We start from the raw sequence: 14,342 nt of genomic DNA, 5'->3' as shown, positions 1-14,342 counted from the left end.
CCTTGGGTCGTGCAATCCTAACGCCGCTTATCGGTCCAGTCAAGCATCGTCGTCCTCATCCTCGACTTGATCCATGAGCGGATCGTCGTCCATGCCGATGAGTACCTCGCGCGTGCGGCCGCCCGATTGTGGACGTCCCACCACGCCCAATTCCTCGAGTTCGTCCATCAATCTGGCTGCGCGGGGATAGCCGATACGCAAGCCGCGCTGCAGCATGGAGGCGCTGGCTTCTCGCTTTTCCTTGACGAGCGCGATCGCCTGTTCGATGATTTCATCGCGCTCCTCGACCATGGCGATGCGTGCGATCAAATCGTCCCAGGGCGGTTTTTCGCTCTGGTAGCGTACGCCCACCTCATTGCGCCAGTACTCCACCAGACCTTCGATCTCGCGATCGCTGACGAAAACGCCCTGCAGGCGTACCGGCGCTCCCGCTTCGGGCGACAGGAAGAGCATATCGCCGCGGCCCAGCAGCGTTTCCGCACCAGAGCCGTCCAGAATGACGCGCGAATCGACGCTGGACGCTACCGCGAACGAAATCCTTGCCGGGAAATTGGCTTTAATCAGGCCGGTGAGGATGTCGGTGCTCGGCCGTTGCGTCGCCAGCACAAGGTGAATTCCGACCGCACGCGCCATCTGGGCCAAACGCACCAGGGTTTGTTCCGTTTGATCGGGAGCCATCATCATCACATCGGCGAGTTCATCGATCATCACCACGATGCGCGGCAGACGCTCCGCATTCCGTTTGCGCCTGACTTTTCGATTGTAGGAATCGATGTCACGCGCCTTTACCTCCTCCAGCAGACGATAACGGCGATCCATCTCGATCATACACCAACGCAGCACCCCGGTGATGCGTTCCAAATCAGTTTCAACCTTGCCGATAAGGTGCGGCAACCCGTTGAAGCGCAGCAGTTCGACCATTTTGGGATCGATCATCACGAAGCGCAGGTCTTCCGGCGAATTTTCGAACGCCAGGGTGGTCGTCAAGGCGGTGATGCACACCGACTTGCCGGAACCCGTGGTACCGGCGATCAACAAGTGCGGCATCGAAGCCAGATCGCCGACGACCGCCTTACCGGAAACATTGCGGCCCAATGCGATCGTCAGCGGAGATTTGGCGGATTGGAATTCGTCGGATTCGAGAATACCCCGTAGACGCACGACCGCCGGGCTGCGGTTTGGCACCTCGATCCCCACGTAAGCCCGCCCCGGCACAGGCGCTTCGACCCGCAATGTGGGTGCCGAGAGCGCCAGGGCGAGGTCGCTCGCCAGGGAAGAGATTTGTGACACTCTCACCTTGCTGCGCCGTACTTCCCCGTCTATGGCGACCGTCTCGACGTATCCGGGTTCGACGGCAAACTGGGTCACCGTAGGTCCGGCTTTGAAATCCACCACCCGGACCGGGATGCCAAAATCCGCCAACGTCTTTTCGATGAGGCCCGCCGCGAGGTTGATTTCCTTTTCGGTGACGCTGACCGCACGGCCTGCTTCCAGCATGGCCAATGGAGGCAAGCGTTCATCTCGCACTGCAGGTTTCGACGGCCTGTCCTCCACCACCTGCTCGACCTTGAAATGCTTACGGTATGCACGCGGAAGTTGAGATATGGAGGGCTGTCGCGTTTGTGTTGACTGCGAACGTGCGGCTCTCGCTTCCGGAACTTCCTCCTCCGGAAAAGCCGCCGCCGGTAAAGTCGTACGTTCTGCCGTCTCCTGCACGCGCAGCGCATAGCGCGCCAACACGCCTCGCAGCGCATAAACACCAGCGCCGGCGGTCAACAGCAGCAGCGCTGCGATGCTGACGATTCCGCCGACGAGTGAATCCAGCAGCGTGGCGATCCCCCAACCCACAATACCACCGGCATGGCCGCTCTCTGCTCGAGGCAAATCCATGCCGTCAATGAAAGCGAAGATCGCCAGCAGGCCGAATATCGCCAGTTCCAGGGCGATGATTTGTGACCATCTCACCTCGACGGGACGGCCTCTACGCCGGTTGAAGAGCTGCAGCGCACCAAATATCATCACCAGCGGGAACAAGATTGCACCGAGGCCAAACCAGCGCTTTATGAAAGCTGCCCAGGGATCGATCAACCCGCCGTGGGTCCCTCCGCTGATACCAAGGACGGTCAGCAGAGCCGCCGCCACCAGAACGATACCTCCAATATCGTCGGCGTAGCGCAAGGCACGTTCGAGAATCAGCCAACCGATTCCCGCATCCGACGGGGTCGAATCGCTGCTCGAGCTGCGAAGTTCATCCTTCGAATCAGTAATACGCATTCCCTTGTGTCCGCAAGAAAGGTAAATACGGGCGCGCAGGCGCTGCCCTGATATTACTCACCGGTCTCCCGCTAGAGGATTGAGGAATAATCCGCGGAGGAGTCTGGGTTTTCTTCGCCAGCATCATCATCAGCATCGTGTTGGGACACCTGCCGTAAGCTCAAACCCAAACGACGATCCTCTGCGTCGATGTGGATGATTCGAACCCGCACTTTTTCGCCCTCGCGCACGACGTTGCGAGGGTGCAGCAAGTTGCCGTCTCCCAGTTCAGAGACGTGGATCAAGCCTTCCAAACCTTCTTCGATGCCAACGAAAGCCCCGAATTTGACCACGTTGGTTACCGTCCCCTCGACGATTTCGCCGACATGATAACGACTATCGACAGCATTCCATGGGTCGGGAAGCAGATCTTTCAAACTCAGAGCAACCCGGCCCAGATCCCGATCGACCGAGAGAACGTGAACTTTTAAGGTCTGACCGCAATTGACGACATCACATGGATGCCGCACCCGGCCCCATGATAATTCGGAAACATGGACCAGACCCTCGACGCCGCCCAGGTCCACAAAGACCCCGAAGCGGGTGATGTTCGTGACCTTCCCTTCCACGCATTCTCCCGGCTTGAGATTTGCGAGCAATTCCATCCGTTTTCCAGGTCCGGCCAGCGCGGCGCGTTCCGAAAACACGAGGCGTCCTCGCTCTGGTTCGAACTCGATCACCTTCAGTGTTAATTCACTGCCTACGATGCTCTCGAGCAGTTCGCTAAAGTCATCGTTATCGGTATCCTGCTGAACGTCGACGAGATGAGAGACCGGAATGAAGCCGCGCAGACTTCGAGCCTCGACGAGCAATCCGCCGCGGTTATAGCCGATGACGTTCAAATTGACGGTGTCGTCCCGCTCGTAGAGATCTTTCGCCCAGGTCCAATCCTGCGCGTCGCCTACGTTGTCCGTTTTATCGCACTTTGTTTGAGGCGAGCGTTCTCGATCCGCCGATTGATAACGTCCTTCATCCTGCAGCACTGCCGACCACCAAGATTCGTCCATTTGCGGCGGTCCCCCCATTCGTTCATTATCCAAACCCTCGTCCATCGCCTGTCCTCAATCGCTACAATTTCTCACGCGGGTATCCCTACCGAAAATTAAAAATAGGATACTCTATTCCATAAAAAGTGCAAAATGTCAGTCGTTCGAATCATCCACCTCCCCACCCAACTCCGAAGCGACAACTTCCCGCTCCATTTGTGTAACTCCGCGGGCCACCTCTTCGATGGCGATCCGTTGTTTGCGATATAAATCCGCCTCTGACATTGCCAGGCGCATTGCAACGTCTCGCACTTTGCGTCCCTGGAGGAATTTCATCTCGAGAATATTGTATAGCATCCATTCGGCGGTAAAACGACGGTCGCCTTCCGGGCGAATCTGTTCGATGGCACGGCGCAGGATCGCCCGCAGTGCGTTGACCGGGTTGTTTTCGTGATCCTCTACCTCCCGGCGTACGACGCGTAATCCCAGTAATGGACTCCGCGTGAGCCGCGGCCCACCCCAATAATGCCCCAATGCATCGCGAACGAGCTCGACGACATCCTTGTCTGAAGGCAGATCTTCGATGGGTTCCGCCAACGACTCCGCGCTGCCGTAGCTTGATTCCGCTCGCATGCGTTGAATTTCTTCCATCTCCGGAACCAGACGATCCACGACGCTGAATACTTCACGCTGCAGCAGCCGGTCTGCCAGAGCCACCGCCGCTCGATCGACAAGCGCCTTGATACTGATCTCTTCTTCGTGGCTGAAATCCGGTTTCACGCTGCGCGCCTGGAATCCGACCAATCCGATCACATCGTCTGAGCGCATGAAATGTATGGGAATCAACCAGTACACGTCCCACAGGAATACGGCGCCCAGATGCTCGAAATGCTGCCGTTCATTTTGGGTCATTAAAAGTGGGGATGGTTCATCCGTACCGCGGAACGGGTTTTCCGGTCCGACGGCAACTTCGAGCTCCAATCCTTCCGGGCCGACGACGGCAACGAACGCCGAACCCACTCCGAGCACGTCGCAGCCTGCGTTGAGTATCGATTCAAGGAATTGACGCAGGTCCCCGGTGGTCAGAAGATGGTCTTCCAGCAACTGCAAGCGCGTGACGTCACCCCGATCTCGTCCGTAAAAAAACCAGCGCTCGATCTTCGGCCGCACGATCGTGATCACGTACTGCAGCAGCAGCAAGACCGCCACCATGGCAAACGGCACGGCCCGGCTGTTCTCATAGCCGATCAGCACACCGATACGATTGACAATGACCGTCACGGCCAACACCGTCGAAACGACTATCGGTCCGCGCAGCAGCCACTGCGAAAGTCGACTCTTCACAACCCGATCCGGATAGCTTACGCCGAAGTAGGACACGGAGTAGGAGACCATCACCATTTGAATCGCAACCGCCATGTTGATCAAGGTGATCGCCACCCAGATGATCCAGGTATGTTCGGCGAACGCCGATTGACTCACCATCATGAACGGAAACGATCCAAACAGCGGACCCAGCGATCCGAACATCAGGTAGCGCATGCGCCGCCTGCTCGTTCGGGTCAGGCAGCGTCTGTACGATCTCCACAGATTGACGCCGGCGAAGCCGACGATGACGAGCAGGAACAGCGTAAAGATCGGAAACCAGGGCCCCGGGGTGAGGTAAACGATCGAGTCCACTTGCTGGAGGCCTACGGCGATATCCTGCCGCCGCCCCACACTGAGTAAAGCAAGGCTGCCAATCATGTAGCTGATCCAGATCACAAGCCTTCTGCGCCCGCGGGAGGGACGCCCGGTAGCCGCGAGCAGCGCATCCGAAAGCTGCAGCAAGGTCGCAGGAATAAAAGCGATTCCCACCCACTGGAAGCGAAGCCAAATCTGCATCTCGGCGTTGGATGTCGCCGTGCTGGTGAGCACGTCGCCGAAATACACGATGGTGACACACAGAAGCATCAACGCCAGCGATTGCGCCACGCGTTCCCGGATGTTGAACGTCAGTGTATACAAAAGTAACGAGAATGCGGTGATCGTATTTCCAGCATCGAGGATCTGATTCAGAGTGATTAAAACGGAGGTTATTGTTTCTAGCATTGAATCTTTTTACACTCAAAGTAACATCGAGAAAAACAACGCGATGTCCTGATCCGAATAGTATTGGTCGCTGTACCCGCTAAACACAAAGCCCATCTTTTTTGCCAGGCAGATCGCAGGGTAATTCTTGCTTTGCATCTCCAGAAATAACCGCAAAGCATTTCGTTGGCGGCACCACTCACGTGCAGCCAGTATCAGCCTCGAAGCTATTCCCTGGCGCCGGGACCGCAGGCTGACGACGAGATCCGTGATCCAGTACATGTTCTCCGAGGGGCCTTCCACGATCGCCAGATATCCCTGGAGTGACTCTTCATTTTCGGCTACGAGGATAACCGCCCGGCGCGTCCATTCGTCCGCTAACCGCTCAGCGTCACGCGGATAGCCGACCCGCATAGCACGAGGCAAGCGGACTTCACGAAAGGTCGCCCCCACCGCCGAAGGCTCTCGCTCGAAAGACATCTGCCAAACGTGATCGGTGCCATAGCCGTGATCAAAAGCGATGAGCGTGGGTATGTCACTCGAAATAGCTTCCCGAATAGAAATCATATTCATGATGAAACTGACCTGGACTCCTTGTGTAATTTATTCACCGGAACGATCAGCCGAACATCCCGATTTAAGATCCATCTGTGAATGCCGGATTTACCGATTCGCTCATTGCGCAGGCAAGATCTGAATTTGTATTTCGCAAGGCAATGGCGCATTACCTTCCGTGTCCAGCACGACCAGACGGAATCCATAAGTTCCCGGCTCAACGAGACGCGTGTCCCAGGTTCCCAATTGAAGGGTTTCCTCCGGCGTGCCCGTGCCTTCTTCATCCGAACCACCGCACGTCTCACAAACCGCCGTAGAACCTGCGGTTATGGTCACCCATTCGCCGTCAAGACGACGATACTCCACCTTGTAGAACGCAAAATTGGGTATGTTGGCAACGCCCAGGATGACGATCGTACCGCTGACTGTTTCACCGTTCTGCGGTTGAAGGATCGTGGCATTCTCATTCAAACATCCTGAACCATCCGGCGCGGAAGGAATCTCCGCAGTTACGTCGGTCGAACCTTCTTCTACCTGTGCGCTCGAGCCGATCGGCGTCGCCAGTAAAGAGATCGTCGGTAAGGGCGTCGGCCGGAGGGAAACCGGGATGCTTGGGCTGGCAAAGTTAACGATCAAAAACGTGGCGGTCATTCCGGCGAAAACGAGTAACAACATGGCGATCGATCTTCTCATGTGGTTCAAGCTGCGCTCCCGCTCCAACGCATAAAAAGCCCTACGCGAAGTCCGATAAGCAACAAATAAGAATCGCAGATAGACCGCACCGATGATCGCTAATGCCAGGTAGATCCACGTCTGTTGCTCTTCAAAGAAGAGCAGGAAATCTTCCATTTGCCTTCTACATTAAATTCTGCGCAGCACCCCACAGATGAGCGTCTTCAGCCTGGGGGTTATGATCTTTCCAGCTTCAAGCACTTCCTCGTGCGTGGTCTCGGTTTCACCGTCCAAATTCGCCTTGTTGCTGATCCCCGAGATGCCAAGAACTTGCATACCACAGTGCCGTGCGACGGTCACTTCGGGTGCCGTGGACATTCCGACGGCGTCGACACCGATGATCCGCAGGAAGCGCAGTTCCGCGGTCGTTTCGTACGAAGGGCCGGATACGCAAACATAAACTCCCTTCCGCAAGGGAACATCCTCTTCGAGCGCCACTTCTTTCGCCAGCATCCCCAAAGCTGGATCGTACGCCTTCCCCATGTCAGGAAAACGAGGTCCGAACTCATCCAGGTTTGGACCGCGCAGCGGGTTGTTGCCGGTCATTCCCAGGAGATTGATGTGATCGCTGATCAACATCAAGTCGCCCGGTTCGAAATCCGGATTGACGGCCCCGGCCGCATTGGTCACGATCAGTATGCGTACGCCGAGGCGATACATGACCCGGATGGGAAGGCCGATCTGCGAGATGGGATGACCTTCATAGAAATGCGCCCTGCCCTGCAGCACGAATACGGGATGATCTTCGAGATGACCTACGACGACTCGCCCCGCATGCCCGTGCACCGTCGATACGGGCCATCCGGGGATATCCCCCGTCGCAATCTTTTCATCCGCCGCCACGGCGTCGGCGATCGCGCCCAGGCCCGAACCTAAAATCATGCCGATCTCGGGTTGAACGGAGGTTCTTGCCCGTATGAACGCTACAGTGTTGTCGATATCTGCTGTCGTAATCAGATCCATTTATTCACTCCAGTGATCATTGGCGATCTGAGCGCTTATGAAGCCACAATGTATTCGGACTCGAAAGACGCAGCCAATCTTGAACCTCGCGTCGAGACTTGCCTTGCTCCAGAAGATGTCGCACGAGTGAGTGTCGAATCGTTTGTGGGGAAACTTCGCTGCCCAACCCGGCTTCCTCGGCCCAGCGCTTGACGATCAACCACAATCCCTGCCGGCTGAGGCGTTTGCCGCGTTGATTGACGAACAACGCCCTGACTTCCGGCGTTCGCAGCAAATAGGGCCGACCTTTCTCGATGTAAGTTCTTAAGGGATGGAGCGCATCCCGGATGGGAATCTTGTGCGAATAAGTTGCATTCGCCCGAATGGCGCCGGACTGCAGATCGATGTCACTGGCGTTCAGCGAGATCAGTTCGACCGCGCGTAAACCGGTGGCGTACATCAATGACAGCGCCGCCGAATCCCTCATTGCCCGCGGCGAGCTGTCCTGCGAAGCGGTCCGGAGTAATTTTTCTACTTCTGTCGTCGTCAGCACCTTGGGGGGTTGGCGAGGATTCTGGGGTAAATCCAGCATATCCAACATCGTTCGGGTATCGTGGCCTTCACGGGAATGCATATAGTCCAGCAAGGTCCGTACGGCTGCGATCTTCCGGGCAACGGTGGAAGTCTTGTACCCCTGGCGGTTCAACCAGGAAACATACTTGTCCAGCTTCTGCTCATCGATATGACCGGGTTCAATCGGCTGCTCGGAAACGGCGGACAAAACCTGGACGAATTGGCGGATATCAGTTTCATACGCCAAGATCGTATTCTGAGCACGTTCCTGATCTACTTCGAGATACCGCAGGAATCGACCGATCACGTCATTCATCGCGTTTCCTTGATTAAATCCGCCCGGCGACCGTCATTATACCATTCACAGGTCAAATACTTACCATAAGTGTAGTTGCGGGCTTCGAATCACGCCACATCGAATCCAGCGAGAACCCGGAGAAAATAGCTGTATGAGAATTCCAGCCGCTGATGCGAACAGCGCCGATTTGGCCTCTCGTATCTGATCATGAGCTGCGGAAACTCATGAAAAGTCCATCGACCGGACGCATGCTGCCCGGTCGATGGTATGCTGATCCCGGATGTATCTTCGTGGTGTAAATTAGATTCCGTATGAGTATGCCAATCCGACGGTGCCCGGTCCCGCATGCGTTCCGATGACCGGAGTGACTTCGGAATAAACGGTCTCGATGGGATCGAGGTGCTTCTTCGCCGCCTCCATCAAGGCGTGCGCATCCACTTCTGCGTCGGCGTGGAGCGTTGACAGACGCACGTCGGGCTGATCCTTGAGGCGCTCCACGATCACTTCCACGAGCCGGTTATGGGCTTTGGCCTTGGTGCGGATGCGCTCAACGGGTTCAACCCGTCCTTCCTGTAATTCCAACAGCGGCTTGAGATTCAACGCCGTCCCCAGCAGCCGCGAAGCTCCGCCGATGCGGCCGCCACGGTGCAGGTATTCAAGCGTCTCCACGACGAAGAGCACACCCGATTGCTCCTTCGCTTTCTTCGCCGTAGCCACGGCGTCAGCGAACGATTTCCCCGCTTCACGGGCGCGCGCGGCTGCCAGGACCTGGAAACCCAGCGCCATGGCGACTCCCATCGAGTCCAGTATTTCGATCCTCGCATCCGGGAAGAGGCCTTTGGCCTGTTCGGCAGAATTCAATGTTGCCGTCAACTTCGAGGAACCCACGATGGTCAGAATCTCTTTCCCCTGGGAAGCCAGGGGTTCGAAGACGGATTGGAAAGAGGCGACCGTCGCTTGTGACGTCGTGGGCATGACCGGATCGGTCCTCAAACGCGTATAAAATTCCGTCGGGGTAATGTTGACTCCATCGAGGAATTCTTCTTCACCCCAGATCAACACCTGCGGCACTACGATGATCTGAAAACGATCGATGAGTTCCTGCGGTAACGATGAGAGACTGTCGGTTACAATTGCATAATCGCTCATAAGTCCTCCTCCATGAATATGGTGTGAAAATGGATACGAAGATACCAGTACTTATTAAAACCCCACGTGCGAGCAGAGGTTACAAGACCAGCATCTCCCTTCATGATACACGAATTTTCCAGCGAGGTAACTTTGAAATTGAAGCCGTAGATAGCTTGTGCTATCCTTTACGCACGAGTTATTCCAACACGGAGAATTCCCTTGCTTCACGAATATGCCGGCAACATGCACAATCACTCCATTTATTCGGATGGCCACGGCAGCCATGTTGAGATCGCCCGCGCAGCGATCCAGGCGGGCCTGGACTTCATCGTCGTAACCGACCACAATGTTTGGGTCGACGGCATGGACGGATATCGTTACCTGGGTAAGGACCGTGTACTGCTGTTGACGGGGGAGGAGATCCACGACCAGGTGCGTGACCCTCAGAAAAACCACCTGCTCGTCTTCGAAGCCCGAAAGGAACTGGCGCCTTTTGCGGCCGAGCCACAGCAACTGATCGACGAAGTCCAGCGAGCGGGCGGGCTTTGCTTCATCGCCCATCCTGTCGACCCGGCAGCGCCGTTGTTCGGCGAATCCGATTTATCCTGGGTGGATTGGGACGTGAGCGGCTATACGGGATTCGAGATCTGGAATTTCATGAGTGAATTCAAATCCCATCTCAGTTCGCTGCCCGTGGCCTTCCTGCTGGCATACAGTCCCAAACGCAGCGGCCAGGGGCCGTTTCCCGAGGTGCTTGAACGCTGGGATCGACTCCTGGCGTCCGGGAAACGCATCGTCGCCATCGGAGGCGCAGACGCACACGCAACACCTTACCGCAAAGGGCCTTTCAAGCGGATCGTCCTGCCGTACGAATTTCTCTATCGCGCGGTGAACACGCATGTCCTGACCCGAAACGCGCTCGTCGGAGATGCGAATCACGACCGACGCTTGTTGTTTCACAGCATATCCCGCGGCAGATGCTTCGTCGGGTTCGACCTGCCGGCGCCCACAAACGGCTTTCGCTTCAGCGCACAAGGAGCAGACGATCAGGTCATTATGGGCGATTCGATACCAGCACGAAACGGCGTGACCCTGCAGATCAAATCGCCGCGCCGCGCAGAGATTCGCCTCATTCACAACGGGGAACAACTACGCAGGTGGAAAAATCGAGACACAGCGGTCTATACGGTACATGCACCGGGTGCATACCGCGTGGAAGTGCATATTGACTTCGAAGGTAGACGCTGCGGGTGGATATACAGCAATCCCATTTACGTGTCATGAATTTAACCAGGCGAGATCCTGCAGCCTGATGCGAGAGCGGCAGATACCACATCGATGACATTCCCGTGTCATTTCTGATAATTCAATACAAGTTGGCGTTTATCCAGTCGAACGCAAATAATGAAATTCCACGAGCGCAAAAGGAGCGTGTTCCATGAAAACTTTCCGCCGAGAACTTTGGTTCGAGGTCCCGGCCAGACGAGCCTTCATCAACATAACTCCCCAAGTGAATGACGCATTGGTGGAAAGTGGCATTCAGGAAGGCCTGGTGCTCGTCAATGCCATGCACATCACGGCTTCTGTTTTCATCAACGACGACGAAAGCGGGCTGCATCAGGATTACGAGGTTTGGCTGGAGTCACTCGCGCCGCATGCGCCGATCAGTCAATACCAGCATAACCGCACGGGTGAAGACAACGCCGATGCCCACATGAAGCGTCAAATCATGGGCCGAGAGGTCGTCGTGGCTATAACGGAAGGCAAATTGGATTTCGGTCCGTGGGAACAAATCTTCTACGGAGAATTCGACGGCGGCAGGCGAAAAAGGGTCCTGATCAAGATCGTCGGGGAGTGAGATGCGACAGCGTCGCTTTCGGATGACGGATTTCCTGCCCAACCGGCGACCTGTCGTACCTTGGAGTAGGAAATCGTCCTGATGGAAGATCGACTTTCCGCCGGTGAGGTGCGTGGTATAATCATAGATCATATGTTCGCATTGGGGGAGCGTACTTGGAGGAGCCATGCCGCCATTCCGGCTACATTCCCCATTCGAACCGATGGGAGATCAACCAGAAGCCATCGAGGAACTGGTGCAGGGCCTCAATCAGGGGTTCGAACATCAAGTTCTACTCGGTGCGACGGGTACCGGAAAAACCTTTACCATCGCCTCAGTGATCGAAAAGGTGCAGCGCCCGGCCCTCATTCTGGCTCACAACAAGACCCTCGCGGCGCAGCTCTACGCAGAATTCCGCTCGTTTTTTCCCGAAAATGCGGTTGAATACTTCGTCTCGTACTACGATTATTATCAACCGGAAGCCTACGTCCCCAAGCACGATCTCTACATCGAAAAAGAAACACAGATCAACGAAGAGATCGACCGCCTGCGGTTGTCAGCGACGACCTCCGTTATTTCACGCAGGGACGTTGTTGTCGTCGCCTCGGTTTCGAGCATCTACGGCATCGGCAACCCGGAAGCCTACGGCCGGGTCGTCATCAATCTGGAAAAAGGCCAACGCTATCGACGCAATGCTGTCTTACGCCAACTCGTAGAATGCCATTACCAGCGTAATGACATCGAACTGAAGCCCGGCGTATTCCGCGTGCGTGGAGATACGCTGGAAGTGCTGCCGGCCTACGAACAGATCGGAATCCGCGTCAGTTTCTTTGGTGACGAAGTGGAACGCATCGCGAAATTCAATCCACTGACAGGCGAGATACTCAACGAGGCTGAAACCGTCAGCATCTATCCCGCCAAACACTTCATCACCGAGGACGAGAAGTTGAAAGCCGCCATCACAGATATCGAAACGGAACTCGAAGAGCATCTCGAATTCTTGAAGAAGCAGGAAAAATATCTCGAAGCCCAGCGCCTGGAGCAGCGCACGCGCTACGATTTGGAAATGCTGCGCGAAGTGGGCTACTGCACGGGGATTGAAAACTACTCCCGCCATCTGGATCAGCGGCCGGTTGGATCACCTCCCTGGACGTTGATCGATTACTTCCCGCCGGACTTCGTGCTCATCGTCGACGAGAGTCACATGACCATCCCGCAAGTCCGTGGGATGCACGCCGGAGATCGCTCGCGCAAGGAGACCCTGGTCGAATTCGGATTTCGCCTCCCCTCCGCGTTGGACAATCGCCCACTTTCGTTCGACGAATTCGAGGAACGCACGGGGCAGGTCATCTATACGTCTGCCACGCCCGGACCGTATGAGCTTGGGGTTGCGTCCCAGGTGGTGGAGCAGATCATCCGCCCGACCGGTCTCGTCGACCCTGAAGTGGAAGTCAGGCCCGTCGAAGGACAGGTCGATGATCTGATCCGGGAAATCCAGAACCGGGTTGCGATCGGCCAACGCGTACTCACGACTACACTCACGATGCGCATGGCCGAAGATCTCTCCGACTACCTTCTGGAGCTGGGCATCAAAGTGCACTATCTGCACTCCGAGATCGACACCATCGAACGCGTCGGCATCCTGCGCGATCTGCGCATGGGCGTATATGACGTCGTCGTAGGGATCAATTTACTGCGGGAGGGCCTCGATTTACCCGAGGTATCCCTGGTCGCCATTCTCGACGCGGACAAAGAGGGATTCCTACGCTCCGACACGGCCCTGATCCAGACTATCGGTCGCGCCGCGCGGCACGTCGACGGCAAGGTGATCATGTATGCGAACAAGATCACCGACTCGATGTACCGAGCGATCGACGAGACGGAGCGGAGACGGGAGATTCAAATTAAATACAACGAGGAACACGGCATCGAACCGGTCAGTATCGTTAAAGAAATTCGCGATCTCACGGATCAAGTCGCCTCCCGAGCCGTTGCCGAGGAACGCGAGGAATACCACGCACTGACACCGGCTCAACTGCCAAAGGACGAACTCGCCCGTTTGATCAAGGAATTCGAGAAGCAGATGAAGAACGCTGCGGAAGCGTTGGAATTCGAAAAGGCAGCTGCACTGCGCGATCAAATATTCGAGTTGCGACAGGTGCTGGTCGATAAAGAGGACATGCCCCCCTGGATGCGGGCGCGAGCGATGACCGAAGACGTATGACGTCTCATCTAGGAGTTGAGTCGAACACCTTCAAATCCGTCCGAAACTTTGGAGCAGTTTAATGTAGCTTGCGCGTTCGAACGCCGTCGGTTCGACATAGTTCTGAAGGCTCATGCTGCCTTTCAGGTCTCGTATGGAAGAAATCTCTAATTCTTCCATCAAGTTCTCAGTATCTCGAATTATCTCGCTCAATTTCTCGATACTGTTCTTCAACAACACGGATGCCACGTTGGCGATATCTGCGCCCACCATGATGGCCTTCAATACTGCCTCTCCCGAATGTACACCGCTGGTAAGCGCAAGGGAACAAGATACCTGTCCGTATAGGATCGCGATCCAGCGCATCGGCAGCAAGATGTCTTCAGGCCGGCTGAGGTTGATGCGCGGCAGGATTTCCTTCTCGCGCACATCGATGTCCGCCTGATAGAAGCGATTAAAGAGAACCAACGCATCTGCGCCGATTTCGTCGAATTGTGTGGCGATATTTGGCAGCGCGCTGAAGAAGGGGCTTAATTTCAAAGCGATGGGAATTTCGACGCGCTCCCGGACGGCGCGCAGGATGTCAATGTACATGTTTTCGACGTCCATGCCCAGCAGCGTATCCGCGGTGGGCAAATAATACACGTTGAGCTCGAGCCCATCCGCACCGGCCTCCTCGATCATGCCAGCGAAATCCAGCCA

12 protein-coding genes are annotated in these 14,342 nt (G+C 56.0%); 3 read left to right on the top strand and 9 right to left on the bottom strand.

Annotation, left to right across the window (positions count from 1 at the left end; translation table 11 throughout):
- Nucleotides 1-39 precede the first annotated feature (39 nt).
- From P8Z34_09320 to P8Z34_09285, 8 genes are all read right to left on the bottom strand, one after another.
- Nucleotides 40-2,274 carry a DNA translocase FtsK 4TM domain-containing protein gene (locus P8Z34_09320; protein MEJ2550868.1) on the bottom strand — a complete coding sequence of 745 codons (2,235 nt, stop codon included), beginning with the start codon at nucleotides 2,272-2,274 and terminating at the stop codon, nucleotides 40-42.
- Nucleotides 2,275-2,345: 71 nt separating this feature from the next.
- Nucleotides 2,346-3,365 carry a S1 RNA-binding domain-containing protein gene (locus P8Z34_09315; protein ID MEJ2550867.1) on the bottom strand — a complete coding sequence of 340 codons (1,020 nt, stop codon included), beginning with the start codon at nucleotides 3,363-3,365 and terminating at the stop codon, nucleotides 2,346-2,348.
- 90 nt (nucleotides 3,366-3,455) lie between these two features.
- Nucleotides 3,456-5,390, bottom strand: coding sequence for a histidine kinase N-terminal 7TM domain-containing protein (locus P8Z34_09310; GenBank protein MEJ2550866.1), 1,935 nt, complete (start codon nucleotides 5,388-5,390; stop codon nucleotides 3,456-3,458).
- Nucleotides 5,391-5,405: 15 nt separating this feature from the next.
- A complete protein-coding gene (locus tag P8Z34_09305) occupies nucleotides 5,406-5,942 on the bottom strand; it encodes a GNAT family N-acetyltransferase (protein MEJ2550865.1) in 537 nt (178 codons plus the stop codon).
- A 102-nt stretch (nucleotides 5,943-6,044) separates the two neighbouring features.
- Nucleotides 6,045-6,773 (bottom strand): hypothetical protein, encoded by a 729-nt coding sequence (locus tag P8Z34_09300; GenBank protein ID MEJ2550864.1) that lies wholly within the window; start codon nucleotides 6,771-6,773, stop codon nucleotides 6,045-6,047.
- Nucleotides 6,774-6,785: 12 nt separating this feature from the next.
- On the bottom strand, nucleotides 6,786-7,619 hold the full coding sequence (locus tag P8Z34_09295; GenBank protein ID MEJ2550863.1) for a purine-nucleoside phosphorylase: 834 nt from the start codon (nucleotides 7,617-7,619) through the stop codon (nucleotides 6,786-6,788).
- Nucleotides 7,620-7,635: 16 nt separating this feature from the next.
- Nucleotides 7,636-8,487, bottom strand: coding sequence for a tyrosine-type recombinase/integrase (locus P8Z34_09290; protein ID MEJ2550862.1), 852 nt, complete (start codon nucleotides 8,485-8,487; stop codon nucleotides 7,636-7,638).
- Between the two features lie 282 nt (nucleotides 8,488-8,769).
- Complete coding sequence (locus P8Z34_09285; protein MEJ2550861.1) at nucleotides 8,770-9,618, bottom strand: DegV family protein; 849 nt, start codon at nucleotides 9,616-9,618, stop codon at nucleotides 8,770-8,772.
- A 201-nt stretch (nucleotides 9,619-9,819) separates the two neighbouring features.
- On the opposite strand from P8Z34_09285, the gene P8Z34_09280 reads away from it, so the two are divergent.
- The 3 genes from P8Z34_09280 to uvrB all read left to right on the top strand — a co-directional run bounded on the left by P8Z34_09280 (nucleotide 9,820) and on the right by uvrB (nucleotide 13,661).
- The gene (locus tag P8Z34_09280) at nucleotides 9,820-10,884 is read left to right on the top strand and encodes a CehA/McbA family metallohydrolase (protein MEJ2550860.1); all 1,065 of its coding nucleotides are present in this window, start codon (nucleotides 9,820-9,822) and stop codon (nucleotides 10,882-10,884) included.
- Between the two features lie 154 nt (nucleotides 10,885-11,038).
- Entirely contained in the window at nucleotides 11,039-11,458 is a 420-nt protein-coding gene (locus P8Z34_09275; protein MEJ2550859.1) for a secondary thiamine-phosphate synthase enzyme YjbQ, read from the top strand.
- A gap of 166 nt (nucleotides 11,459-11,624) precedes the next feature.
- Nucleotides 11,625-13,661 (top strand): excinuclease ABC subunit UvrB, encoded by a 2,037-nt coding sequence (uvrB, locus tag P8Z34_09270; protein MEJ2550858.1) that lies wholly within the window; start codon nucleotides 11,625-11,627, stop codon nucleotides 13,659-13,661.
- A gap of 30 nt (nucleotides 13,662-13,691) precedes the next feature.
- On the opposite strand, the gene P8Z34_09265 is transcribed toward uvrB, so the two are convergent.
- Nucleotides 13,692-14,342, bottom strand: a 651-nt coding sequence (locus P8Z34_09265) for a dihydroorotate dehydrogenase-like protein (protein ID MEJ2550857.1), incomplete at its 5' end; no start/stop codon positions are given.

This window comes from Anaerolineales bacterium (assembly GCA_037382465.1).
In the GTDB taxonomy this organism is placed as follows: Bacteria; Chloroflexota; Anaerolineae; order Anaerolineales; family E44-bin32; genus WVZH01.
The sequence above is the reverse complement of the archived record's forward strand: the minus strand, read 5'-3'. Positions and strand labels throughout refer to the sequence as shown.

Excerpts from the sequence above, each read along its gene's own strand:
- P8Z34_09320 (MEJ2550868.1), bottom strand. The coding sequence starts at position 2,274 with ATGCGTATTACTGATTCGAAGGATGAACTTCGCAGCTCGAGCAGCGAT.
- P8Z34_09315 (MEJ2550867.1), bottom strand. The coding sequence starts at position 3,365 with ATGGACGAGGGTTTGGATAATGAACGAATGGGGGGACCGCCGCAAATG.
- P8Z34_09310 (MEJ2550866.1), bottom strand. The coding sequence starts at position 5,390 with ATGCTAGAAACAATAACCTCCGTTTTAATCACTCTGAATCAGATCCTC.
- P8Z34_09305 (MEJ2550865.1), bottom strand. The coding sequence starts at position 5,942 with ATGAATATGATTTCTATTCGGGAAGCTATTTCGAGTGACATACCCACG.
- P8Z34_09300 (MEJ2550864.1), bottom strand. The coding sequence starts at position 6,773 with ATGGAAGATTTCCTGCTCTTCTTTGAAGAGCAACAGACGTGGATCTAC.
- P8Z34_09295 (MEJ2550863.1), bottom strand. The coding sequence starts at position 7,619 with ATGGATCTGATTACGACAGCAGATATCGACAACACTGTAGCGTTCATA.
- P8Z34_09290 (MEJ2550862.1), bottom strand. The coding sequence starts at position 8,487 with ATGAATGACGTGATCGGTCGATTCCTGCGGTATCTCGAAGTAGATCAG.
- P8Z34_09285 (MEJ2550861.1), bottom strand. The coding sequence starts at position 9,618 with ATGAGCGATTATGCAATTGTAACCGACAGTCTCTCATCGTTACCGCAG.
- P8Z34_09275 (MEJ2550859.1), top strand. The coding sequence starts at position 11,039 with ATGAAAACTTTCCGCCGAGAACTTTGGTTCGAGGTCCCGGCCAGACGA.
- uvrB (MEJ2550858.1), top strand. The coding sequence starts at position 11,625 with ATGCCGCCATTCCGGCTACATTCCCCATTCGAACCGATGGGAGATCAA.